Below are 25,518 nucleotides of genomic sequence, written 5' to 3'. Positions count from 1 at the left end.
AAAATAATGAGGCGATTCATGTTCATGTCGGAAAAGGAAAGCTGAGTGCTAATGCTACTAAGATATGGCTAACAGCCTCCGGTGGATGTATCATTGCTAATAATGGAAGCAGGATACCTCAAAAAGAGTTGAATGAGTTATCGGATATTATCGCTGCCCAATATTTGATGATTTGCGCAGAGTGGAAGAATCATTTTAAAGTAAACGATATTAAATTCTACTGCTAAAAGTGTTTCGTAATAGTGAAATACGGGGTTGGTTTTAAAGGCTTTGAAATTTAAAAAAGGGTACGAATCAGAGTGTTTAGATCTTGATCCTTTAGAACTTTATAGAACTTGTCCTGAAGTCGAGGAACCTGCGGGTCTATTTAAACAGCTATCGGAAGCACAAACTACTTTCTTCTTGTTCGTAGTAACTTGTTCAGAATGTGGCTGGAGTTAACGGCTACAAGAAGTGTTCCATAATGCTAAAAATACGAAAGGTCTCTTTTGATTGCGGCTGCTCAGGCGGCTGGTAGCAATATAGATCAATCGAAGTAAGGCATAAATTGATATGAGTAATAGCCGACTAGGGTGAGTAATAGGTATTCACCTCGGTCGGCTATTCTTATTCCCCTTTTCATTTGAATAAAACAAAATATGCTTAAAATTATACATATTATACATATTTTCTCGGTCCAAAGGATATCGTTTATAAAAAGAGTCATGAAAGGGTTATTTAATTGGAATAAATAAAGGTTTGCGTTTTTCAAAAATGCTGATCCCTGGCTTTATTTATCACAGTTATGCTGTGTTACAATTTGGAAACAACCTAGCGAAAGGATGAAATAATCTTGTGCTATACTAAACGGATAGACAAAGAAAAAATCTGGAGGAATCTGCTTGGAGAAGAAGACGATACTCATCATCGAAGATGAAGACAATATATCTGACATTCTTTCTCATTATCTGGAGAATGAAGGCTTTAGGACGATTGTCGCTAACTGCGGACAGCAGGGATTGGAATCTGTTAGGGAATATGAGCCGGACCTTGTTTTGCTAGACATTATGCTCCCCGATTTAAGCGGTTTTGAAGTTTGTAAACGGATTGCGGCTGCTTCTATTATCCCGGTAATAATAATCACTGCCAGATCTGATGACGTTGATAAAATACTGGGCATGGAGCTTGGGGCTGATGATTATATCACCAAGCCTTTCAATATGAGGGAAGTTATTGTGAGGATCAAGACTATTTTCCGCCGGATTGACTTGATTGCTGTGGCGACGGCAGATCAGAACGAGAAAGTGATAAAACTCAAGCGGGAGATAGAAATTTTTAAGGACAGGCATGAAATTCACCAACATGGTCAAAAGATTGAATTTACGAATAAGGAATATGATCTTTTAGTATATCTGGCTGAACGTCCGGGAAAGGCTATTACCCGAGAGGAACTTTTGGATAAGGTCTGGGGATATGAGTTTACCGGTGATTGTCGGACAGTAGATATCCATGTGCGCCGGGTTAGAAAAAAACTGGATGAAAACAAGAATTCATCCATTATTGAAACAGTTTTTGGCGTTGGCTATAAACTAGTTTAAGCGGGTACTTAGCATGAAATATTCTATCCAGTTAAAAATTCTCCTTTACTTGTCAATTATTCTCTTGATCGGCTTTTCTTTACTTACTTTTGCCGTTTATAATACCACCTGGCAAAATTCGCAGCGGATTATCAAGGGCGATATGATTGCGGCCAAAAAAAATATCGATCTATATTTAAGCCAATATCGGTTAGTCTCTAATATGGACTTAAGCGCTGCTACCCTTCCTTCCGAGGCAGAGGCTATTTCCAGGCAGTTAAGTACTCAAATCGGGAGCAATGTAGATATTTACAGCCTGCAGGGAGAAAAGCTTTCTTATGGTTCTGCTCCGGCAGATGACCTGGATAAAACTGAGGATTTAACCAAAGCGATGAAGGGGGAAATAGCCTATACCACTAACTTTCGAGCAAATCAGGTGATGGTTAGCCTCTCTTATCCTATTGGTCGGCCCGCTGTCGGTATTCTGCGTTACTTTAAAGACTACACTCAACTGTACGGCGATAATCAAAAATTCATGGATATGATTTGTCTTTTCGCAGCAATAATCTTTTTTGTTATCTTTATTGCCTCCTACATATTCTCCACACAAATCACCAAACCCATAAAGAAACTGGCCAAAGCTGCCGAAGAGGTTTCTCAAGGAAATTATGACTTGAAATTAAATATTCATTTGAATGATGAAATCGGCTATTTAGCCTCTAGGTTTCAACTTATGATGGCTAAAATCAGGGAGCAGATTGAAATCATTCAGCAGGACCGGGATGTACTGGAACAAGTCCAGAAAGAAAATAAAAAATTCTTTGACAATGTGACTCATGAACTCAAGACACCGATCACCACCATTGCCGGCTATGCGCAGGCAATTGAGGATTTAGGAATCAAAGAGGATGAATTCACCCGCAAAGGTCTGCAAAGTATTATTAACGAGAGCAGCCGCTTAAATCATATGGTGATAGAATTAATCGAGCTTTCCAAGGCGTCTTCCAATAAGTTCAGCTATGAGTTTACTGATCTAAATTTGAGTGAGTTAATTGAAGAAACCAGCGATGAGATGATGATAAAAGCTAAAAAGTATAATATTGTCCTTAGCTGTTCAATAGAACAAGATCTCCGGCTCAAAGGAGATCGGGACAGGTTAAAAGAAGTTCTGATTAACCTTATCGATAATGCGATTAAATATGGTAATGTCAATTCTGTCATTCAAATAAATGCCTGTCGTGAGAAAAATGTTGTTTGGGTTGGTATTAAGGATCAAGGGCCCGGAATTCCGGAGGAACTGAGGCAAAAGGTGTTTGATCCTTTTTTCCGAGTTTCGAAAAAAACCTCACGCGAATTAGGCAGCACTGGTCTAGGGCTGACAATTGTCAAAGAAATCATGGAAAAGCACAAGGGCTGTATTGATATCAAGAGCATACCCGGAGAAGGGACAGAGGTCATTCTGCGGTTTGAAAGCGGGGTTTTATGAAAGGAACGTTTCATTTTGAAGTCAATAGAAATTTAATTATCCCTATAATAATCTTGGCCTCAGGTATTTTTGCGCTGCTGACTATAACCAATCTGTATTCCTTCAGAGCCAAAGATTGCTCTGCGATCGTCTTGGATAAAGCGCTTTTTCAAGATAAAACGTCTAATACGGAGTCAGGCTCCTTCAGTGTCGATAAAATCGTTAGGTTTACAATTCCCTATTCTGTCAAAGCGTATGATCTTTTGGATTTGAACACCGCTGCCTTGATGTTCAGGCAGACGCAAGATGATTCGTCCTCTCTCCTGCAAACGGGGATTTATGATTTGGCCAAGGGATCTTTCAAGGATGGATTACTGCAAGAAGAGAGATCCTTTGAAGGTACAATTCAAGTATCTCCTGATGGAAAAACGATGTTGACTTCGTTTTATGGAACGGGGAAAGAATTTGGCAAGCTATACGTTGGCGACATTGTCCACAAAAAGAATCTTGATATTCTAGACAATGTGCTTATCAGTAAATGGCTCCCGGATGGCCAAAAGTTTGTGGGGGTTGATGATTATTTATTTATTTATGATATTGCGACGGGTCAAAGAGAAAATCTTTACAAAATTTCGGACTATAATCTAAACCCAAGCAAATACTCCCTCAATTTAAATATCTTAAACAGCGGAGATACTATATGTCTTACAGGAAATATGAGTCAGGGGAATTCTAAGGTTATTCTCTTTAATCTTAAAACTAAACGTCAAAAAACGTATCGAGCTCAAGGGATTTTAAGTTTTTATGATTCTTTCCCTATAGGAGATAATTCTATTGCCTATATCGGAATTGAAAAGGGTGAATATGGATTATTCACCTATGATTTTTCAAGTAATAAGTTGTCCCAACTAATTAATGTCCCAAATGATCAGCAAAAGTTTACGGAATTTTGTCTATCCCCGGACAACAGGAAAATTGCCTATAGTGTCATAGGAATGAATGGTGTCAATCAAATCCATGTTGCCTCACTAAACAATAAACAGGTTACCGATGATGAAATTGTTTATCAGGATTCTAAGGTTATCCAAAATATGATGTGGACAAAAGACAGCAGTGTGCTGTATTACCTTCAAAACAGCGCGGACAGTGCAATTTTGGGCAGGATATTATTCAAAAACTTGTAAGATTAACAGATAGGCAAATTAAAATTTACAATTTGGCAACAAGTGCTCTAAGGTAAGAAAAATCTCCAATCTATAATTAAAGCATGAAGTACATCAAGCAATGTACCTCATTAAATTAAGCAAATGGATATTAAAAAGGAGAGATTCTTACCATGAAGAAAAAATCAATGACAACTGTTCTCGCTGCAACCGCTATTGTCGCTACCTTGGCTGTTACCTCAACATCAGTTTTGGCTGCGACGGCTAAGACCGGTAATATTCAACCGACAGGACACATTGTGGCTTCGGCAACCACAAGTAATCAACAGGAAGGCAACATCGAATATGCGAAAAAAACACTTTACAATCCTGATGGCAGCATTGCTGCCATTGACGAAACTTGGGCCAATCCTGCCAACCATAATGAAAAAGTAAGTTATCACGACCTTGCCAAAAAAATTGTTGCCGGAGCTTATGTTTTGGAGAACGGGAATGATTATATTAAATTCTCAGAGGATGCTCAGGGGAAGCTGACAGGTTATGAAATGAAATCTCAAAATCATAATTTAACCAACAGTTTAACCGCAACGAAGCAAGATTATATTAATGAATATCAACAAGGGACAAGAAGAGCGGGTTGGAAGGATGAGGGCCTTGTCCAAACTGCGGATGGAAAATCACTGCATAAGTTGGCCAGGGAGGATAAATCGACGATGCCGGGTGAAGAGGGCACTGTCTATTCAGAAAATGTCTACCTTGATCCTAGCAGCGGTCTTCCAGTCAAAGGGGACATTTCGATCACAAAGAATGGTACAACTAAGCTCTTGTATACTTATGGTTATCAATTCAAAAATGTCAGTGACAATGGGACCATCTTTAATACTCAAGGAATAAAGATAAATAAAATGTAGAGGCAGCTTACAGTGTTCCCTAATAATAAAAATTAAGATTGGTCCTTTATGATAGCTGCAGCTCAGGCGGCTGGTAGCAATATAGATCAATCGAAGTAAGGCATAAATTAATATGAGTAAAGCACATCTAACTTTTGGGCTAAGATTTTGAGGAACTTCTGTAAAAATAGAACAAGGGTACTGACACATAAAGTTTTGGGTCAGTACCCTGTTTTGTTGGAAAGCTACTAGGATATCGCTTTTAAAAAGAGTTATGAAAGGAAAGGGTTACTTAATTGGAATAAATAAAGGTTTGCGTTTTTCAAAAATGCTGTAATACCTTAAGCCTACATCCCGCAGTGCTTGGATACCTTCTTCTGGAGTGTGCATATTTTGTTCATGATGAGAATCTGTTCCCAATGTAATAATCTCTCCCCCTAGTTCTTTATAGAATTTGAGAATTCTAAAGTCAAGATCAATGAGGGGTACACGTAAATTTAGTTCAATTCCTTTTCCATGAGTGATTAATTTTTGCAGAACAGCTTTTATGATATCATCATATTTGATCCAGACAAAATCTGAAGGGTTAACGTTAAACCGCCTAAAAAAGCGTTTAATTAAAGTAATATGCCCCAGCACTGAAAAATCAAAATCTAAAACTGCTTCATATAAAGCTTCGAAGTACTCTCCAAATGCAAAATCCAGCTTTTTCCCAGCAAAAAAATCCCCGTTGAATAAGTTCAGGCCATTAATCCGGTGCATGGAGCCGATCAGAAAGTCAAACTCTTTATTCTCCAAGTAATCCTTGATTTGTTGCTGTTTCCACTTATCAAAGCCAACTTCCATCCCGATTTTAATAGATAACACTTTCTCATACTTTGCTTTTGCAGCTTCAATCGCATCTCGATAGTTATCATAGTTTACCAAGTGATTTTCAGCAAATTCAAGGTGATCGGTAAAACATAATTCGTCAATACCAAGTTGTATCGCTTTTTCACAGGCTTTATCTATCGTAAGGGTCGCATCCGGTGAAAACTGGGAGTGGATATGGTAATCTGCTCTTTTCATAATTTTCCTTCCCTGCTACAAGGCTTTGCTTTTATATAATTTTAACCGAAAACATGAAAAGCACAAAATTTATCCGTTAATTTTACAATTTGGAGACAACTTAAAGATAGTTTTTATATATTTGTGTTTTAAACTAAATTCGTAGTAAAGGTTTGTGCACAAACAAAGAAATATTTGGAGGTTACTATGAATAAAAAAAGTATCTTGGTTTTTGCCCTGGCAATAACAATGGTGGGCAGCAGCACAGCAGCTGTTTATGCAAGTCAAAGCTCTGTCAACGCTACTAAAAACAAAGTTGTAACAGTAGCCAACAACTATGAAGCTGAAAATGGCGGGAATACAGTTGTTCAAGGAAAAATTAGTGATGAAGAAGCGGTAACTATTGCTACAAAAGCGATGAAGGATCTTATGGGAATCAACGCGAACTATTTTGGTGAAGCTCATGTGACCAGATCAAATGAAAAAGACGACATGGAATTCTTTAAAAACCTATATCCAGAAAAAGACGCACAAGTTTTGCAAGAAAATTTACAAAAACCAACTGCTGACGTTATCGATGTGCAGTTCATCTCTGCGGATGACCTGAAAAGTCCGATGCCGTCCAGGGATTTAGTTGTTATTAATGAAGCATCAGGGGAAATTGTTTCAATAACAGCTATGAAAAATTTAGACCAAAGTTTAACAGGGACAATTGACGATAACAGAGTTAAAACTGGGGTCACTGATTTTTTGAGTAACCTGCATGAAAAGGTTCAGGATAATACTTTAAAAGTCAGCAAGACTATGACTTCTGGGACTATGAACGTAATAGGTAAATTGGCAGATGGACGAGATGTTACTATGTCGCTGAATGGGAAAGACTATTCAGTAATGAGCTATGCAGTAAACTATAATAATCTGATTACCTTACCTTCTGTGGAAAAAGACTACCAAGATAATTATAGAAATGTGCAAGTGAAATAATTAAAGTAAGACTGGTTTCAAGTAACATTTTTGCAGTAAGATGGGTTTGGTAAATAAACCCATCTTATTGCCATTTCATTGGATTGGGGTAATTAAATGTGATTACTATTTTGGTAGTTGAAGATGACTTGCCTATTTCTAATTTAATTAAACTTAATTTGAATGTGGCAAATTATAATGCTGTGACTGTTTATAACGGGGAAGATGCCCTAAAGATGATTGAAGATGATCGTTTTGATCTTATTCTTTTAGACGTGATGCTCCCTAAGATGGATGGATATACCTTGCTTGAGAAGATTAAACCTTTAGGTATTCCTGTGATTTTTATAACCGCTAAAAGTTCTGTTACAGACAAAGTATATGGATTGAGAGCAGGAGCGGATGACTATATCTCAAAACCCTTTGAAGGTATCGAATTATTAGCCAGAATTGAAAATGTTTTGCGGCATTACAATAAAAAATCTAACCGCGTGATTTTCAAGGATTTAGAGATTGATTTGGCAGAGATGAAGGTAATAAAAAGAGGAGAAGTCGTGGAACTTACCTTAAAGGAGTTTGAGCTGTTGGCGTTCTTAGTTCAAAATTTAAATGTGGTTTTGACAAGGGAGAGATTAATTGAAAAGATATGGGGATTTGATTATTTTGGTGAAACAAGAACAGTAGATAATCATATTCAGAAATTAAGAAGAAAATTAGACTTGTACGACAATATAAAAACGGTTTTTAAATTGGGCTACAGGTTGGAGGAATCATGAAATTTTGGCAAAAGGTCTTCTTGTGTAACTTATTCGTGATTGAAATCTTATTTATTTCTGCATCTATCTATCTGATTAATAACAGTTTTAATATAAACCTAAATACGGAAATCAATTCTGGGATAAGCGAACAAAGCCGATTTTGTTCTTCAATAGAAACCAATTTTTACTTGCTTAAGATTCAAAAGACGGCTGGTGGTCACAATGTAACAGTGGATAAAGAGAGCATTGATTCAATGATCAGCACATATCTAAGTAATATTAGAGAGCAAGATATCTATTATGAAATTATCGATCAAGACGACCAGATTATATTTAGTAATTTAGAAATGAATATCTCTGCAAAACGAGATGAATTGAATACTATTTCAAACAAAATAAATTACATAATACGAGAAGTTAATCAAAAGGAATATTTGTTTATAACGCAAAGAGTTGATTTAGATAGCCATTACTATAAAGTTACGTGTGTCAAGGATATATCTAAGATATATATCAATCGACAATATTTGTTGGATATTCTGATTCGCTTAAATATTGGGCTATCCTTAATTTTGATTGTTGTTACTTTAATATTAAGCAAGGTTTTATTAAGGCCTGTTAATAAATTGATTAGGTCAACTCAGACAATTACCGAGGGGAATTTCAGCGAAAGAGTAAAAATTGTAACTGATGACGAAATTGGAGTGCTATCAGAAAACTTTAATCGTATGGCTGCTGTAGTTGAAGATAAAATAACTCAATTAGAAAAAATTTCAGCAGATAAGCAAAGATTTATTGATAACCTTGCGCATGAACTTAGGACTCCTTTGACTTCTATCATAGGTTACGCAGATTTTCTCAGAACCACGAAATATGATGAAGAATCGTTTATTAGTTCCTTAACTTATATATTTCAAGAGGGAAAAAGATTAGAGAAGCTTGCTTTTAAGCTCATGGATTTAATCGTTCTTCGAAATAAAGACTTTAAAATGAAAGAAGAAGACCTCCGAGAGCTCCTTCTTGAGGTGAAGGACACTTTAGCGCCTAAATTGGCGGCTAAAGGTATTACTTTGGAAATATTCTCGGAAGTCCTAAAAATGAAAATGGATTGTGATTTGATAAAGGTTTTATTGACCAACCTTGTTGATAATGCGCTTAAGGCATCAAAGAGCGGCGACAAAATATCAGTTAAGGCATTCAAAAATGATGAAGCGAAGATAATACTTGAAGTTAAGGATATGGGGATCGGTATTCCTAAAATGGAGATACCAAAAGTGTTTGAGCCGTTCTTTATGGTTGATAAGTCCAGATCAAGAGCTAACAATGGGGTAGGACTTGGACTTTCTCTTTGTGCAGAAATAGCTGAGATTCATGATGCTAAAATAGAAATGGAAAGTGACCTTGGAAAGGGTACAATTATAAAAGTAATATTTAATCAGGGGTTCAACTAATTGACTTATAGAAAGGATAAGTAAAGATATTACGAAGAGTTTTTAAATTTTCATTCCTTCACCATTTTTCGGTTGTTTCTTTATGTTTAGAGAGCTTCCAGGCTTTAACGAGGTCGGTAGCTGCCAACTTTGGATTATCAGCCTCAGACACAGCGGTAACGACGAAGAAACCATGGACTCCGGTTTGGGCAAGGGGAGGTATATCCACCAGCTTAACGCCGCCGCCGACGACCACCGGAATCGGACTGAGTTCAGCAAGCTTAGAAATATCGGCAAAACTTCTAGTGACCATTTTTCCATCCCGGTCGAGCCCACAGTCCGGCTTCGTCTGTGTTTCATGCAGCGGTCCGGCCCCAAAATAGTCAACCTGAGTGACATCTGCCGTTTGGATATATTCGAATAATTCATAGGTTCTGGCTGATAAGCCAACGATTGAATCTTCGCCTAAGTATTCCCGGCAAACTTCCACTGGGATATCCGATTGCCCCACGTGAATTCCATCAACCTTTATCCCTTGTTTTCTGGCAGCCAGGATCACGTCAAGTCGGTCGTCCACGAGCAAAGCGACGTCATCCGACTTACCTGCTTGCGCGATGACCTCAGAGGCCTGCCGGGTTAACTCAATCAGTTCGCGGGCAGAGGCAACCTTTGAACGAATTTGCACACAGGTAAACCCGGCCTCAAGCGCATCGTTAATGATTGTCACAACAGGCCGACCTGCCGTATTCTCAGGGCCCACAACTAAGTATGCTGATATATCAAGTTTTTCTCTTATGCTCATTTTATGTTCCTAAACCTCCTTAATTTCTAATGAATTGGAAGCAATATCCGCTGCGCTTGCTTTATACAGTTCATCGAGGAACTGTATCTGAAAACTTCCCGGACCGTCTACCTTATTTTCAGCGCGGCTTCCAGCCAAATTATAAACCGCAGCAGCAGTAAGTGCCGCAATAAACGGCGAGGCGACTGTTGCATAAACTGCAACGACTCCACCCAGGGAACAGCCTGCCCCGGTGATTTTCTCCATAAAGTGTGATCCTCCATAAGAGAAGGCGATGACTGAACCGTCAGTTATTAAATCTGTTTTACCCGATACAGCAACAGCCCCGCCTGTCCACTTGGCCAGGGCAATAGCAGCAGCTTTGGCGTCGCTGACCGAATCCGTCGAATCAACGCCGCGGGCATTGGATACATCCGTTCCGCCGTCTAATTCCCACAAGCCAGCCAAGGCAATAATTTCCGATGCATTACCTCTGATCACAGAGGGTTTATACTGTTTAAACTCCCGCAGCAGCTGATTTCTAAGGGAACCAATACCGATTGCGACAGGATCCAGGACCCAGGGTTTCCCCGTATCATGCGAAACCTTTGCTATTTGAGGTAAAGTCTCTTCATAAATCGGCAGAAGCGTACCCATGTTTATATAAGTGGCTCCGCCGACGTTTGCCAAAAATTCACCCTCATCAGGCAGATAAACCATCGCTGCAGATCCCCCGACGGCAAGCTGGGCATTAGCCACAAAATTGATCGTTACTGTGTTGGTGACCGACCCTGCCATCGGATTTGTCTGCCTTACAGTTTCAACTGCCTGAATGATTTGGCTTTTAATGTCCTCTTGATTGATCATATTATAGTCTTCCTTTCTTAGAGGCAGGTTCATGACTCTTCCTCTTTAATGATTTGGTGAATAGATACTTGTGCTCAATAAACAAAAAACCGCCCATTAGGAAAATGAGCGGATTAATTACCGATTAAAATAGATCACTTCCCTCCGCTGGCATTACCCAGATCAGGTTCAAAGGTCGGCAGTGGTACCAACTGCCCTCTCAGCTTACTTCCTTAAGCTCCCTCTATGAAATTGTAAGGCTTTTTTCTACGAAGAGCATATCATTTTTTCTGATGACGTTCAAGACATTACTGTTGAATTTGTTACCTACTGAGCTTTCTCACGCCGGTATTGTTGCCTCAACTTTGTTCACCTGGACTAGCAGGGCTAACACAAGTTCTATTAGAGTAAACGGTAGCGGATCAGATATATCATTGCCTTTAAGATACCTTCTTAAAAATAAGATCTTTGTGGATAGAATAATAATCTTGTTTGACAGGGTGAAATCATTGCGGCCTTGGAACTGCCGGTCGGTGGTATTTTGTCTGAAGAATCACTAGAGATATTAGCCCAAACGTTAAAAGATGTTAGACAAGCTCTAAAGAAATTAGGTTATATGCATCATAATGAAATTATGTCGCTGAGCACTCTCACCCTTCCTGTTAGTCCATCCTTAAAAATTAGCGACCAAGGCTTAATCAAAGTAAGGTATAAACAATAAATTACAACATAGAAAAATATTCTTTAATACAAAAGGACGTCATAAGATTAAATTTAATTGAAGAATTGTCCAGCTCAATATTAAGGATTTCTTTAATTTTTCGAAGGCGGTAGACGATCGTATTTCGATGCGTGTGCAGCCGGGATGCCGTATCGAGCAGGCTGCAATCTGATAAGAGGTAAATATGAAGCGTGTGCATGTAATCTGAATCGTGGTCGCGATCGTATTCTTCCAATTTCCCCAGATGCTGCAGAAAAAGTGTTTCCAGCAAACTCGGATCAGATAAACCGAAAAATATCTGAAGCAGTCCAAGCTCATCAAAACGCACACACTGCCGTTTGTAGAATTCTGCAGCAGACAGAGAAAAACGAGCGCGTTTGTAGCTTAAACTAATTTGGGCAAGGGAATGTGTCGTGTCACTGATACCCAGGATAATACTGTCACAATAACAAATCAGTGTAATAACCCTTTCCAAGGAAAGCTGTTTCTGCGTCGTATTATAGACAAGAATGTGCATATTGTCATATTGGAACAGGTGATATTTCAGACTGTAGCTGTTTAGCGGTGAAGTAATTATGGTTGTATCTGCTAAATTACGGATTACGAGAACCCTGTAATCTCCTGTAGTTTCGAACCCAAACTGATTTAGAGCGCGGAGAGTATTGTCTTGTACAGGCATCTGATTAATGGCGTTCTGAAAAGTTGCACTGAGTTGATTTTCCCAATTGTTGTCATAGAGAAGGAGTTTGCAGAAATCCTGTAAAATGTCCACTAAATGTATCTCCCAAGGCATAGTGAAGAGCGGAAATCCGTTGATATTGCAAAACTCAATAATTTCTGGAGTAATATCTTCCTTATGAATATACTTGCCTACATTAAGCACGATGCCGCTGCAATTGTGCAAAGCGATCGTACGGATGAAGCGATACAGATTAATGTTGTTTTGCGTAAAAAGCCCTGTGGTAATAACCAGCTCTCCACCCTTTAAAAATGAAACGGTTTGAATATCTTCGGTGACATATACCCAGGAAGTAGCATTGTTCAATCCGTTTTGCCCACCAAGGATGGTCAGCATGTATTTTGTTCTTGCAGACTCATATAACGTTTTTACTTGTGTCCGCATAGGGTTTACCTCCTTGGCAGATTTTTTAGAGTATATCATACTAATATTACTAATTAAAGAGCGAACTCGCTTTCGCAAAAGCTGAACATCGGGGCTTCAGATAGAATACTGCCCAATGTCTCCCCAAAATGCTAGAGGATTACCCAAAGGGCTAATGAATTGTACTTGGAATACAAAAGAAGACGAAATATTTGTAGCATGGAGCCATTGGATTTTAATTTATTTGTGCTAAAATACTAACATAAACACAACAAGATTTCTCCAAAGGGATGATTAACTACGGGACAAAAATTTGTGGTTACTATAGCACGACAGTTTGGCAGTCTAGGTCGGCCAATTGCCCGCAAAGTCAGTGAAACGTTGGGCATCGAATATTACGACAGAGAGATCGTGGAATTTACTTCAAAGAAGCTGAATCTTCCGGTTTCAACCATAAGTGATGAAGAAGAAAGTGCAAACTCTGCATTTTTCAACATGAGTTACCCGTTGGGTATGGGGACTAACGAAATTCAGGATCAAATATTTGCTGTTCAGCGAAAAATCATTACGGATTTTGCGGAAAAAGGGCCGTGTATTATTGTCGGTCGGTGTTCAGATTATATTCTCAAAGATTGTACGGAGATTATTAATGTATTTATCTATGCACCGTATACCGCAAGACTTTGTAATTGTGTGGAGATGCTCGATATGCAACCCGCCGAGGCAAAGAAAATGATTGCTGCTGTAGACAAAGCCAGGGACGCATATCACAAACACTACTGTGGCTACTCTATGTCAGATAAAGACTTCAAGCATGTAATGCTGGATTCCAGTCTGCTGGGAGTCGAGGGAACCTGTGATGTGCTCGTAGAAATTATAAGGAAGAGATTCAATTTGAAATAATAGGATCTCAAAAAATTATGCAACAAACAACAATGGGGTTGTTTCGCTATAGGCGAGACAACCCTCTTTTCTTGTACTATCAGAAAGTATAACCTTCGGTTAAATACTTTCCTCTAGCATAAGTGCAACTAACCTGCCGCTTTCGCCAGAGGCTTAGCGCCAGCTAAGTTTTCTTTATCCTGACATAGGTGTTGGCTTAACAACCGTTTTTATTGTTAAGTTTTTATAAAGAGACAACTAACACAACTATTATTTTAAATTAAAGTAAGGAGGAATTTTCATGAAACGTATCTTATCCTTGGTTATGGTGGTGCTCTTGACGTTTGGAGTGGTATCTCTCGGCGGCTGCGGTTCCAGTAAAACTACGAGTGACGGCAGCGATACTAAAGAACTTAATTTTTTTCAATGGACTGAGTATACCCCGCAGTCAGTGCTCGATTCCTTCAAAAAGAAGTATGGCATCACAGTCAAGATGAGCAACTTCTCTTCTAACGAGGAAATGATCGCTAAATTACAAGCGGGCGGACTCTCACAGTATGATGTCGTCGTACCCAGTAATTACGCTGTTAAAGGCATGATAGCCCAAAATCTTATTCAGCCGATTAACAAAGATAATATCCCGAATTTCCAAAACATAGATGACAGCTTTCTCAACCGTGATTACGACCCGGGAAATAAATACACAGTTCCGTACCTTTCCAGTCCGGTTGTTCTGGCGGTCAACACTAAAAAGGTGACGAAGACCATCACCAGCTATAACGATTTGCTTGATCCCTCGTTCAAAAACCAGATCGTCGTTGTTGACGATGAGCGGCCCATTATCGGAGCCGCCTTGCTCGCAACAGGCCACTCGCTCAACGATACCAACGAAAATGATCTTCAAGAAGCTGAACGTTGGTTAAAGAAGCTCAGACCGAATATTAAGGTATTTGACAGTGACAGCCCTAAAACCTCTTTGATTTCAGGAGAATGCTCTATTGGCCTCATCTACAATGGCGAAGCTGCTCTGGCCATCAAATCGAACCCGGATATCAAAATTGTTTGGCCTAAAGAGGGAATTTCCGGGCTTACTATTGATAACCTCTGTATCGTTAAAGGTACCAAGCATGAAAAGGAAGCAGAGATGTTCATTAACTACATCCTTGATCCGAAAGTTAGTAAATTAATTTCCGCCGAGTACCCCTATACCAATCCCAACAAAGCTGCCCATTCATTGTTAGCGAAAAGTTATCTTGACAACCCAGCCAGCAATATTCCCTTCGACAAGATTAAAAGCAGCGAACTTCTTAACGATGTAGGGGCCTCGTTGAGCCAATTTGATAGAATCTGGACAGAATTTAAGGGCTGATGAATCAACCGGGTACAGCGAAACCAGAAAAGGGAGTGGAAACAAGATGGTAAAACTTGAAATAATCACTCGTTCGGAGAAACTCGTCGATGTAAAGAAAATCCTTGCTAAGCACGACTATATCGGCCTTACAGTTACAGCCGTTATGGGCTGTGGTCACCAAAAGGGCAGAATCAAGGAGTTTGAAGGACTTAACCTCGAGATAAACTTACTGCCTAAAGTTCAGGTGATGACGGTCGTTTTAGATGAGGATGTTGAGGAGATTCTTACTGAGCTCCACGAAACAATCTCGACGGGTAACGTAGGAGACGGCAAAGTGTTTATTTCCGATGTCCGCGATGTCATGCGTATACGAACCGGAGAGAGAGGAGAGAAAACTCTGTAAACCGACACAAGCAATAAGGAGGTGCCCGCATGGCACAAGTATCTGATAAGGTCATGGTTGAACTGCGCAATGTGGATAAATTTTATGGTGCTAACAAGGTCGTCAAAAACCTAAACCTTCAGATACGGGAGGGTGAGTTTTTAACGATGCTCGGGCCTTCCGGCTGTGGCAAGACGACAACCTTGCGAATGATTGCCGGATTTGAAGCCGTGACCTCAGGCGCTGTGATCATCGAAGGTGAAGATGTTGGGAACAAGGCACCCTACCAGCGTAATGTCAACACTGTGTTCCAGAATTATGCCTTGTTCCCTCATATGAACATCTATGACAATATTGCTTTTGGGCTAACCGAGAAAAAAGTCAAGAAAGAGGAAATCCGACAGCGGGTTGGCGAGATGCTTTCCTTAGTGCAGATGGATGGCTACGAGAAGCGGATGCCTTCCCAGTTGTCAGGCGGACAGAAACAGCGTGTGGCTATTGCCAGAGCACTTGTCAATCGACCTAAGGTTTTGTTGCTTGATGAGCCACTGGGTGCGTTGGATCTTAAACTGCGCAAACAGATGCAAGTTGAACTCAAGCACCTCCAACGCCAACTGGGCATTACCTTTGTTTATGTTACCCACGATCAGGAAGAGTCCTTAACCATGAGCGATCGCATCGCAGTCATGAACAGCGGTATCTTGGAGCAGATCGGCCCGCCTGATAAGATCTATAATCAACCGGCAACGAAATTCGTCGCAGATTTTATTGGTGAATCGAATATTTTTGAGGCTTCGGTTGGAAGTGTCGACGGCGACAACCTCAACGTTATCTTTGAAACTGGCAGCGCCGAGGTCAGCGCAGCAGGGTTCAGCCATGACGAGATGGTCTATATCTCAGTACGCCCTGAAAAGCTCAAATGTTCAGCTGCCGTTGTGCCCGGTTTCAACATCAGGGGCACTGTCAAAGAGCATATCTATGTAGGTTCGATTATCAAGACAATCATTGAACTGCCTAATGGTCAGGAACTTAAAATGAGCCTGCTGGCTGGCACACCGCTGATTTCCCCAGGCGAGGTCGTTTGGGTCTATTGGGAAAAGGACAGTACCGTTGTTCTCCATACCCATGAGGAAACGCTCTATAATCTCATAGAGCAGGTCCCGAAAATCGAGGTGAGTGTATGAATACAGTCGCACCTAAGAAGCGAAGGGCTTTTTCCCGAAGCATTCCCCTTTTCCTGATGGTTGGTCCGGTTATCCTCTGGCTTCTAATTTTCGTCGCCGCTCCCCTGGTATATATCCTTGTAATCAGCTTTATGAAAAAGGGTACTTATGGGGGAGTCGTTGCGAGTTTCAATTTTGAAAACTACCTGCGGATCTATGATCCCCTTTACCTGAAGATCTTTTTTGTTTCCATTGTCATTGCTCTGGCAACCACGGTACTCTGCCTGGTAATAGGCTATCCTTTCGCTTATATCATTGCCAGAGCCAGTGACCGCAACAAAAGTATTCTGCTTTCCCTAATTATGCTGCCCTTTTGGACTAACTCACTCATTCGTACCTATGGCTGGATAATTCTGCTGCGGACGAACGGTACCTTTAACACCCTGCTGCTATCAACGCACTTGATTTCTCAGCCACTCCAGATGCTTTATACAAACGGAGCTGTGATGGTCGGAATGGTCTATACCCTGTTTCCGTTTATGGTATTGCCGCTTTACAGCTCAATCGAGAAACTTGATCGTTCTTTACTGGAAGCCGCCAACGATCTCGGTGCCAAGCCGCGGCGAGCCTTTTGGCGGGTGACGCTCCCGCTCACCGTTCCGGGTGTTTTTGCCGGCTGTATCCAAGTCTTTATCCCGACGCTTGGTTACTTCTTCATTAGTGACTTATTAGGCGGCGGCAATTCCGTCCTCGTTGGCAATCTTATTAGAAACCAATTTCTTGCGGCGAGAGATTGGCCCTTTGGCGCAGCTCTATCGATTCTCCTGATTGTCTTCACTATCGTCTTGATGAGAGTCTACAAGCACTTCGGCGGTAGTCTCGAAAATATAACGTAAGGGGGTAAGGTTATGAAGCAAAGCAACAAACAATTAACCAAGCTCCTGGCGGCGGCCTTTGTGACCCTGATCTATATCTTTCTCTATCTACCCATTGCGATCATTGTTTTTTTCTCGTTTAATTCGTCTAAGCTCAATATTGTTTTTCAGGGATTCACACTCCAGTGGTACGGCATTATGCTGCAGAACACGGATCTTATGTCGGCCTTAGAAAACACAGCGATCGTTGCCGTCGCTACCGTCGTCATCTCGGTTTTTATTGGCACTCTTGCCGCCATAGGAATGTTTCGCTATGAATTTCGGGGTAAAAGTATTGTCGACTCCTTTCTCTATATCCCCATTGTTATCCCCGAGATCGTCATGGGCATCTCTTTGCTCGCCTTTTACCACATTCTAAATATTAGTCTGGGTATTACGACGCTGATTATTGCCCATGTCACCTTCTCGATGCCTTATGTTGTTGTTACGGTGCGTTCACGTATTGCCGGCTACGACATGTCTGTGGAAGAGGCTGCGATGGACCTGGGTGCTACCCGTCTGCATACTCTTTTACGCATTACTCTGCCGATCATCGCCCCAGGAATTCTCGCCGGTGCTATGCTGGCACTTACGCTATCCCTCGATGATGTGATTGTCAGCTTTTTTACCACCGGTGTGGACAGCATGACACTGCCCATCTATATTTTCAACAAGGTCAAAACCGGAGTCTCGCCGGATATCAATGCCTTAGTCACTGTGATTATCCTTATCACGCTCTTAATACTTGTGTTTATGCGAACCTTCGAGGCCAAAACTTCCAAAAAGGGTCAGGTTGGATGACAAAATGCTTTCCCGATATGTTGTGCAGCAGTCGTCTAGATTTAATGATCCCAGAAACATAATTATAAACTGCAAATTAATTTCGAGAGAGGAGCTTATGCATGGAAAGTTTCGAAAGAATGTATATTGACGGTCAATGGGTGCCGGCGCTTGACGGTAAGACCCGAGACGTTATCAATCCAGCCGACGCCAGTGTTCTGGCAACCGTAGCCGAAGGCGCTGCGGAAGATGTGAAGCTTGCCGTCGCTGCAGCAAAGAGGGCTTTTTATGAAGATGGCTGGATGGCGACGTCTCCAAGTGAACGCGCCAGATTTATGTTTGCCCTCGCCGACGCCCTGGAAAAGAGGACGGAAGAATTTGCCAAGCTGGAAACTCAGAACAACGGCAAAGCCTTGCGTGAAGCTCAGTGCGATGTCAGTGACGCGGTGGCTTGCTTTAGGTATTACGCCGGTCTTGCCACCAAGCCCCATGGTCAGACTTTCGATGTAGCTGACCCGATGCAGACTTTGGTTGTTCGCGAGCCCATCGGTGTCTGCGGACAGATCGTTCCTTGGAATTATCCGCTGTTGATGGCTGCCTGGAAATTAGCACCGGCCCTCGCGGCAGGCAACACAGTTGTCTTTAAGCCTTCAGAGCTAACACCATTAACAGTTATCAGGCTTTTTGAACTTATTGACGCAGTGGGTTATCCCAAGGGGGTTGCTAACCTGGTGCTGGGTGCCGGGGATACAGTAGGGCACGAGATTGCTGCCAATTGCGATATTGATAAAGTCGCCTTTACAGGCGGTACTAAGACAGGACGTTCGATTATGATGGCTGCAACAGGCAACATTAAGAATATCTCCCTCGAACTGGGCGGTAAATCGCCGAATATCATTTTTGCTGATGCCGATCTGGAGGCAGCTGTGGATTGGACTCTTTTTGCCATCTTTGTAAACCAAGGTGAGGTTTGCAGCGCAGGCTCCAGGCTCCTAATTGAAGAGAGCATCCATGACAAATTCCTGGAGAGGCTTGTCGAGCGGACCAACCAAATCAAGGTTGGGCCGGGGCTGGAGGAGGATGTCGAAATGGGTCCCTTGATCAGTGAAACGCACCTAAACCGGGTACTTGATTACATAGAACTGGGAAAAAAAGAAGGTGCCAGGCTGGTGTGCGGTGGAAACCGAATTCTGGATAGCAGTTTAGAAAAGGGATACTTCGTAGAACCTACGATTTTTACCGACACCTCACCAGAAATGCGCATTGTTCAAGAGGAGATTTTCGGACCGGTGTTGGTTGTCCAAAAATTCAAAGATGAACAAGAAGCCATCTCCATGGCCAACAACACGATTTATGGACTGGCAGGCGGGGTCTTTACGCAAGATGGCGCTAAAGGACTCCGTGTCATTAAAAAGCTGCGGGCAGGTATTACCTGGATCAACGCTTACAATCCAACGTATAACGAAGCTCCATGGGGGGGTTACAAACAGAGCGGTTTGGGTCGCGAACTTGGCACCTTTGGTTTTGAGGAATATACCGAGGTGAAACAGATTAACATCAATCTCGAACCGTCTCCCCTCGGTTGGTTTAAAGAACGATAAGAAATTCATGAGGTAAGGAAAGAGGAGTTTAGAATGAGTAAAGAGCAGGCACTAAAAGAACTTGACAGGGCACTCGGTTATATTACCGGCCACGAGCTCAGTAAAGAAGATAAGGGAAGAATCGTCGAAGATGCAATAGAAAACTATAACAACTATGTTAATCCCGGCTGGCTTAAATACCGCAAATCGGTTTCTACGAATGCCGCCTTTGTTGAGTGGATGGATCACGACTCTTATTTCTACGATGTTTACGGTGAGGAATTCATTGATTGCTTAGGCGGGTTTGGTATTTATATGTGCGGTCATAGAAATCCGGAAATCTTAGAGGCGGTGGAGGCACAGCTTCACCGGCAAGCATTGCACAGCCAAGAACTGCTTGATCCGCTGCGCGGTTATCTTGCCAAAGCCATGGCGGAAATAACCCCTGGCGACTTGCAATACTGCTTTTTCACTAATGGCGGTGCCGAAGCAGTTGAGATGGCGCTTAAACTCGCTCGTATTGCCACGGGCGGCCGCTGGTATATCTCCACCATCGGAGGTTTCCACGGTAAATCAATGGGGGCTCTGTCAATGGGGGGGAAGGGTACTTACCGCATTCCCTATCTGCCGATAGTGCAGCAGGTGCAGCACGTGGAATATGGAGTGGCAGCGGATATCCGTAAAGCAATCAAAAACCTCACAGCTGTGGGAGAGAACGTTGCGGCTGTCATCCTTGAACCGATCCAGGGCGAAGCCGGTGTTATCCTCCCGCCTCAAGGCTATCTTCGGGAGGTTCGCCAGATCTGTGACGAATATGGGGTCTGTTTAATCTTTGATGAAATCCAGACCGGCATGGGGCGGACGGGTTCTATGTTTCGCTGCGAGGAAGAAGGGGTAACCCCTGATATCATGACCTATGGTAAGGCCTTCGGCGGAGGCATCATGCCCATCACAGGCATTATAGCCCGCCCTCATCTGTGGACTCAGGAACTCCAGGATAATCCTTGGATACTTGGTTCACCAACTTTCGGCGGCAATCCCCTGGCCTGCGCCGCGGCAATTGCCACGATAAACTTCATGCTCAAATATGACATACCGCAGCAGGCAAAAGAAAAAGGTCAATATCTGATAAGAAAGCTAAAGGAAGTCCAAGCCAAGTATCCGCGCGTTCTAACTGAAATCCGCGGTATTGGCTTGATGATTGGGGTTGAGTTCCCCAAATCAGAGATCGGCTATATCGTGGCCAAAGGCATGTTCGCACGACGTGTCATGACAGCCGGAACTCTCAACAATTCTAAGGTAATCCGCTTTGAGCCTGCAGCGACCACTTCTTACAAGGATTTCGACATCGTTGTCGAACGCTTTGAGCAGGCAGTTGCTGAAGCGGATAAGCAGATTGATTCGCTCTAATAGTCTACGCTCCCCTAAGGCAAGTGCGATCATCTTAGGGAAGGTTTGGTCGATGTGAGAAAGAGAACATCTTAGCAGATTTGCACCAAAACCAGAAATATCATGGGGAGAGATGCTGAGCTTCTCTCCCCGCACTTTTGGAGGATCAATTATGTTGGAATTTCAATACCATTTGCCGGTTAATTTCGTGTTCGGCTGCGGAAAATCAGATACCATAGGCAAAAAGGCGGTCGCACTGGGCAAGCGTGCTCTGATCGTCACTGGCGGAAGCAGCACCAAACGCTCCGGCCTTTTGCATAAGATTGAAACACTTTTGCAAGAGAACAAGGTTTCCTTTTGTTTATTTGACAAGGTCACCCCGAATCCTTTGACTACCACAATCTACGAAGGGGCAGCACTGGCAGCTGCGGAGGGTTGCGACGTTATCATCGGCGTAGGTGGAGGCAGCAGTATTGACGCTGCGAAGGGTATCGCCTTTCAAACCGTTAACAGCGGTGATATCAATGACTATGTTTTTGACCGGAAATTCAGTGATCAAGCCCTGCCTGTGATTGCCATACCGACCACTTGCGGTACGGGAAGTGAAGGAAACGGTTTTGCCGTAATGACCAATCCGGAAACTATGGATAAAAAATCTTTGCGCTGTAAGGCCATTGTGCCTGCCTGTTCCATAATTGATCCGCTGCTTATGACTACTCTGCCAAAATCCATCCTGGCTGGCGTTGGTTTTGATGCCCTTTGTCACAGTATGGAAGGATGGTTGTCCTCTCTAGCGCAGCCGTTGACCAGAATGCAGGCTTTGGAAGGCATCCGTCTCAGTGCCCATAGTCTGGGTAAAGTATATGATGATCCGTCAGATCTTGACAGCTGGGAGCAGCTGTGTTTCGCCAGTACACTAGGCGGAATGGTTATTAATACAGCAGGAGTTACAGCACCCCATGGAATGGAACATCCTGCCAGCGGTCTAAAAAATATTGTTCATGGCAGGGGGCTAGCAGCCCTTGCCCCAGTAATTTTTGAAGAATCAATCAGTGGTGCACCTGAGAAATTTGCTATCATTTCCAAACTTTTAGGTGGCAAGGATGAAAAGGACTGTGTACCGAAAATTAGAGAATTTCTTACTAAAATTGATTTAGCAACGACCCTGGGCGAGCAAGGAATTACTCTGGAAGATGTGGATTGGATGGCGGAAAATTGCCTGAAAGTTTCTGCAGCCGGTATCGCCAATCATCCGGTTGTCTTTAGTTTGGAAGATATCAAACGGATATACCGGAAAGCCATATAAAGAAAATGTTCCTTTTTCATATTTCTAAATTTTATAGTTAAGGAGATAATTTATATGCTTAGAAATGCTTTGCCAACAATAAATACACCTTTGCCGGGCCCGAAGGCCCAAGCAATCATCGAAAGGAGAGGGAAAGCCGTTCCAAATGCCATAAACTGTGTTTATCCCTGCGTAATCAGCAGAGGAGAAGGTGCAATGTTGGAAGATGTGGATGGTAATATTTTTCTTGATTGGGTGGGAGGAGTAGGTGTACTGAATATAGGGTACAGTCATCCTGAATTAATTGAGGCTGTCAAAGAACAATCCGATAAATATTTCCATGCTATGATGAACATAGTGACTCATGAAGGATATATTAAGCTGGCAGAAAAAATGAACCAAATTATCCCCGTCAAAGGTGAAAAGAGAAAGACAATGTTTGTAAACTCCGGCGCAGAAGCTGTTGAAAATGCCGTTAAAATTGCTAAGTCTTATACAAAGCGGCCTAATATTATCGTATTTTCGGGCGCTTTTCATGGCAGGACTCTGCTTGCTTCTGCTATGACTTCCAAAAAGGCTTATTCCTCCGGTATTGGTCCATTCCCAGATGGGGTATACCGTGCAGAATTCCCCTATCTCTTTAGAGGACCGCAAGGATATACAGAAGAAGAGAAGATTGCTTATTATGCGGATAAATTTAAAAAAGTATTTGAAGAAGCATCACCGCCGGAATATGTGGCTGCAGTTGTTATCGAGCCTGTGCAGGGAGAGGGTGGCTTTATTCCTGCACCTTTAGAGTGGGTCAAGGCGATCAGAAAACTATGTGATGAAAACGGCATACTAATGATTGCCGATGAAGTTCAAACGGGCTTTGCTCGTTCGGGTAAGATGTTTGTTTCAAACTACTGGGCTGAGGCTGGTTATGCTCCAGACATTATTACAACTGCAAAATCTATTGCCGGCGGAATTCCACTTAGCGCCGTTACAGCCAGTGCCCAAATTTTTGACGGTGTTAAGAGCAGTATTATCGGAGGTACTTTCGGCGGAAACCCTCTTGCCTGCGCCTCTGCCCTAAAAGTTATAGAAATAATTGAGCGGGATAACCTGTGTGAACGTGCTTTGGATATTGCTGAAAAATGTAAGGAAAAATTTAACCTGTGGCAAGAGCAATATGAAGAGGTTGGCGACGTAAGAGGTATAGGTTGTATGATGGGCATTGAATTCGTTACCGATAAAAAGAGTAAAAATCCTAATCCCAAATTGGTTTCGGATATTGTGAAGTGTGCGGCATCAAACGGCTTGATCATAGAAAGTGCGGGAATTTATGCAAATGTCATAAGATTTTTGTGTCCACTGGTTGTTACTGATGCTCAGCTCGAAAGCGGATTGCAAATCTTAGAGTCAGCCATTGAGAAATGCAGATCGAATTGAATTTGCTATCCTTTTGAACTGGGAAACAGGGTATGCCAGTCAAAGATAGGAGTAAAGGTATGGAAGTTATTTATGAAATCAAGTGTCAACATTGTAACAATAAAATTAAGATTAGCAATTCTGAGCTGAAAGGCGTTCATACGTTTCACGACGGTAGTACCTATATGTATTTCCGATGTCCGGAATGTGTAAGAATATGTCATTGTTTTAGAGAAAGAGATAATAACAACATCAAATTTTGTAATATGAATTTTATGGGCAGCAAATACGGCGGTCAAGCTTGAGGCTACAAGTGGGGGTGGGGCCTTCGAAAACTTCAGGTGGGATAGAGTCCTCCTTCGCCGTTAAGTATTCCTATTGGGAAAGGCCGCTCGGCAATAATGTCCATTGGACATTATTGTATCTGAAGCCCCAATGTTCAGCTTTAGCGTAAGCGAGTTCACTTAGGTTTTGGGCAAACTGAAGTAAAACGTTGCGCCTTCATCAACCTTTCCTGTCATCCAGGCTAAACCATGATGTCTCTTAAGAATTTTTTGGACGATGGCCAGACCGACACCGGAGCCTTCGAATTCATTTTGCGAATGGAGTCTCTGAAAGACGCTAAATAACCGTGAAGCATAACGCATATCAAAGCCCGCACCATTGTCTCTGACAGAGATGATATATTCAGTCTCATTTTCTGAAGATGAGATATCAATACAAGCATCTTTGCGAATGCGAGTGTATTTTAAAGCATTGGAGAGAATATTGATAACGAGAAGTTTGATCATGACTGGGTCACCTTGAATGAAGGGGATATAATTAATCCTAAGATTTACATTTCTTGGAGGCTCAAGATTGATGAGCTCGTCGTAAACTTTCCTGAATAATTGCTCTAAATTAATAGGTTCGATGTTCATCGGCATTTCACTCATTCTTGAGAGCTCAAGTAAATGGTCAACAAGTTTGACAACTTCCTGCGACTTTTGCTGAATGGTATCAATTAGTTCCAGGCCATCGTTATCCAGTAGAGTTGAGTAGTCTAAAGCCAGGTATTCTGTGAGTTTTCTGAGGGAGAGCAGCGGAGCTTTTAAGTCATGAGCAACGGTATAGCAAAAACTATCCAGTTCTTGATTTGATTTGAGCAAGGATTCTGTTTGCTTTTTAAGCTTGATATGGGTATGGACTCGAGCAAGAAGTTCTGAAGTATTAAAAGGCTTAACGACATAATCCTGGGCACCGAGTTCAAATCCTTTTTTAATACTTTCCGCATCATTGCTGGATGTCAGAAAAATAATGGGAATATAGTTAAAATCACTTTCGGTTTTAAGAATTCGGCAGATGTCGAAGCCATCCATTTCCGGCATATAGACATCTAAGAGGATAAGATCCGGAGGATGCTGCTCAATTAACTTAAAAGCAGTACTCCCTTTGGTAGCGATGCGCACTTTAAAGTTGCTTTCCCGCAGCATCATTACAGCCGTTTCAATATGTTCCGGTGTATCGTCCACCAGGAGGATTTCTGGTTGATTCATTGCTTGGGTAAAATTCAAAAAGACCAGCTCCAATTGATTTCATAGTAAAATTCTAAAGGAAGGGTTCTGCTAAAACAAGTGATAACGAATAAGGCAAGTTCGAGCGGGTAAAACAAGTTAGAGGC

23 protein-coding genes, 1 pseudogene and 1 riboswitch are annotated in these 25,518 nt (G+C 41.9%); of the genes and pseudogenes, 19 read left to right on the top strand and 5 right to left on the bottom strand.

The window, feature by feature from the left end:
* Positions 1-8 precede the first annotated feature (8 nt).
* The 5 genes and pseudogenes from DEAC_RS24150 to DEAC_RS09785 form a co-directional block, all read left to right on the top strand.
* A pseudogene (locus tag DEAC_RS24150) lies at positions 9-227 on the top strand (DUF4160 domain-containing protein); the annotation flags it as partial.
* Between the two features lie 654 nt (positions 228-881).
* Positions 882-1,577 (top strand): response regulator transcription factor, encoded by a 696-nt coding sequence (locus DEAC_RS09800; RefSeq protein ID WP_047809881.1) that lies wholly within the window; start codon positions 882-884, stop codon positions 1,575-1,577.
* Between the two features lie 13 nt (positions 1,578-1,590).
* Positions 1,591-3,042 (top strand): sensor histidine kinase, encoded by a 1,452-nt coding sequence (locus DEAC_RS09795; RefSeq protein WP_047809880.1) that lies wholly within the window; start codon positions 1,591-1,593, stop codon positions 3,040-3,042.
* Positions 3,039-4,205 (top strand): TolB-like translocation protein, encoded by a 1,167-nt coding sequence (locus DEAC_RS09790; RefSeq protein ID WP_047809879.1) that lies wholly within the window; start codon positions 3,039-3,041, stop codon positions 4,203-4,205. The genes DEAC_RS09795 and DEAC_RS09790 overlap by 4 nt, the downstream gene beginning before the upstream one ends.
* Before the next feature lie 152 nt (positions 4,206-4,357).
* Positions 4,358-5,095, top strand: a complete 738-nt coding sequence (locus tag DEAC_RS09785; RefSeq protein ID WP_047809878.1) for a hypothetical protein — start codon at positions 4,358-4,360, stop codon at positions 5,093-5,095.
* Between the two features lie 267 nt (positions 5,096-5,362).
* On the opposite strand, the gene DEAC_RS09780 is transcribed toward DEAC_RS09785, so the two are convergent.
* Complete coding sequence (locus DEAC_RS09780) at positions 5,363-6,142, bottom strand: histidinol-phosphatase HisJ family protein (protein WP_047809877.1); 780 nt, start codon at positions 6,140-6,142, stop codon at positions 5,363-5,365.
* 186 nt (positions 6,143-6,328) lie between these two features.
* Here DEAC_RS09780 and DEAC_RS09775 point away from each other — a divergent pair, with 186 nt between their 5' ends.
* From DEAC_RS09775 to DEAC_RS09765, 3 genes are all read left to right on the top strand, one after another.
* The gene (locus DEAC_RS09775; RefSeq protein ID WP_047809876.1) at positions 6,329-7,105 is read left to right on the top strand and encodes a hypothetical protein; all 777 of its coding nucleotides are present in this window, start codon (positions 6,329-6,331) and stop codon (positions 7,103-7,105) included.
* A 98-nt stretch (positions 7,106-7,203) separates the two neighbouring features.
* Positions 7,204-7,860 (top strand): response regulator transcription factor, encoded by a 657-nt coding sequence (locus DEAC_RS09770; RefSeq protein ID WP_047809875.1) that lies wholly within the window; start codon positions 7,204-7,206, stop codon positions 7,858-7,860.
* Between the two features lie 35 nt (positions 7,861-7,895).
* Positions 7,896-9,293: a sensor histidine kinase gene (locus tag DEAC_RS09765; protein WP_242847119.1), complete on the top strand. Its 1,398-nt coding sequence runs from the start codon at positions 7,896-7,898 to the stop codon at positions 9,291-9,293.
* 58 nt (positions 9,294-9,351) lie between these two features.
* On the opposite strand, the gene DEAC_RS09760 is transcribed toward DEAC_RS09765, so the two are convergent.
* Positions 9,352-10,074 (bottom strand): thiamine phosphate synthase, encoded by a 723-nt coding sequence (locus DEAC_RS09760; protein WP_047809873.1) that lies wholly within the window; start codon positions 10,072-10,074, stop codon positions 9,352-9,354.
* A 9-nt stretch (positions 10,075-10,083) separates the two neighbouring features.
* Complete coding sequence (gene thiM / locus DEAC_RS09755) at positions 10,084-10,953, bottom strand: hydroxyethylthiazole kinase (protein WP_242847118.1); 870 nt, start codon at positions 10,951-10,953, stop codon at positions 10,084-10,086.
* A gap of 89 nt (positions 10,954-11,042) precedes the next feature.
* A riboswitch (TPP riboswitch) is annotated at positions 11,043-11,154 on the bottom strand.
* A gap of 262 nt (positions 11,155-11,416) precedes the next feature.
* Between thiM and DEAC_RS09750 the strand changes: the two genes are divergently transcribed.
* On the top strand, positions 11,417-11,620 hold the full coding sequence (locus DEAC_RS09750) for an adenine deaminase C-terminal domain-containing protein (RefSeq protein ID WP_047809872.1): 204 nt from the start codon (positions 11,417-11,419) through the stop codon (positions 11,618-11,620).
* 1 nt (position 11,621) lies between these two features.
* Here the strand turns inward: DEAC_RS09750 and DEAC_RS09745 are convergent, their stop codons facing one another.
* Positions 11,622-12,743 (bottom strand): PucR family transcriptional regulator, encoded by a 1,122-nt coding sequence (locus tag DEAC_RS09745; RefSeq protein ID WP_047809871.1) that lies wholly within the window; start codon positions 12,741-12,743, stop codon positions 11,622-11,624.
* 294 nt (positions 12,744-13,037) lie between these two features.
* Here DEAC_RS09745 and DEAC_RS09740 point away from each other — a divergent pair, with 294 nt between their 5' ends.
* From DEAC_RS09740 to DEAC_RS09695, 10 genes are all read left to right on the top strand, one after another.
* The gene (locus tag DEAC_RS09740) at positions 13,038-13,625 is read left to right on the top strand and encodes a cytidylate kinase-like family protein (RefSeq protein WP_047809870.1); all 588 of its coding nucleotides are present in this window, start codon (positions 13,038-13,040) and stop codon (positions 13,623-13,625) included.
* 280 nt (positions 13,626-13,905) lie between these two features.
* Complete coding sequence (locus DEAC_RS09735; protein ID WP_047809869.1) at positions 13,906-14,973, top strand: ABC transporter substrate-binding protein; 1,068 nt, start codon at positions 13,906-13,908, stop codon at positions 14,971-14,973.
* A gap of 46 nt (positions 14,974-15,019) precedes the next feature.
* Positions 15,020-15,358 carry a P-II family nitrogen regulator gene (locus DEAC_RS09730; RefSeq protein ID WP_047809868.1) on the top strand — a complete coding sequence of 113 codons (339 nt, stop codon included), beginning with the start codon at positions 15,020-15,022 and terminating at the stop codon, positions 15,356-15,358.
* A gap of 29 nt (positions 15,359-15,387) precedes the next feature.
* Positions 15,388-16,521 carry an ABC transporter ATP-binding protein gene (locus DEAC_RS09725; RefSeq protein ID WP_047809867.1) on the top strand — a complete coding sequence of 378 codons (1,134 nt, stop codon included), beginning with the start codon at positions 15,388-15,390 and terminating at the stop codon, positions 16,519-16,521.
* Complete coding sequence (locus DEAC_RS09720; protein WP_047809866.1) at positions 16,518-17,396, top strand: ABC transporter permease; 879 nt, start codon at positions 16,518-16,520, stop codon at positions 17,394-17,396. The genes DEAC_RS09725 and DEAC_RS09720 overlap by 4 nt, the downstream gene beginning before the upstream one ends.
* A gap of 177 nt (positions 17,397-17,573) precedes the next feature.
* Positions 17,574-18,215 (top strand): ABC transporter permease, encoded by a 642-nt coding sequence (locus DEAC_RS09715; protein ID WP_345788160.1) that lies wholly within the window; start codon positions 17,574-17,576, stop codon positions 18,213-18,215.
* 101 nt (positions 18,216-18,316) lie between these two features.
* Positions 18,317-19,795 (top strand): aldehyde dehydrogenase family protein, encoded by a 1,479-nt coding sequence (locus DEAC_RS09710; RefSeq protein ID WP_047809864.1) that lies wholly within the window; start codon positions 18,317-18,319, stop codon positions 19,793-19,795.
* Between the two features lie 33 nt (positions 19,796-19,828).
* Positions 19,829-21,184 (top strand): putrescine aminotransferase, encoded by a 1,356-nt coding sequence (locus tag DEAC_RS09705; RefSeq protein WP_047809863.1) that lies wholly within the window; start codon positions 19,829-19,831, stop codon positions 21,182-21,184.
* A gap of 154 nt (positions 21,185-21,338) precedes the next feature.
* On the top strand, positions 21,339-22,469 hold the full coding sequence (locus DEAC_RS09700) for an iron-containing alcohol dehydrogenase (protein WP_047810046.1): 1,131 nt from the start codon (positions 21,339-21,341) through the stop codon (positions 22,467-22,469).
* A 54-nt stretch (positions 22,470-22,523) separates the two neighbouring features.
* Entirely contained in the window at positions 22,524-23,879 is a 1,356-nt protein-coding gene (locus tag DEAC_RS09695; protein ID WP_047809862.1) for an aspartate aminotransferase family protein, read from the top strand.
* Positions 23,880-24,322: 443 nt separating this feature from the next.
* Here DEAC_RS09695 and DEAC_RS09685 read toward each other — a convergent pair whose 3' ends face one another.
* Complete coding sequence (locus DEAC_RS09685; RefSeq protein WP_047810045.1) at positions 24,323-25,393, bottom strand: response regulator; 1,071 nt, start codon at positions 25,391-25,393, stop codon at positions 24,323-24,325.
* Positions 25,394-25,518 lie beyond the last annotated feature (125 nt).

Source organism: Desulfosporosinus acididurans, assembly GCF_001029285.1.
GTDB classification, from domain to species: domain Bacteria; phylum Bacillota; class Desulfitobacteriia; order Desulfitobacteriales; family Desulfitobacteriaceae; genus Desulfosporosinus; species Desulfosporosinus acididurans.
The sequence above is the reverse complement of the archived record's forward strand: the minus strand, read 5'-3'. Positions and strand labels throughout refer to the sequence as shown.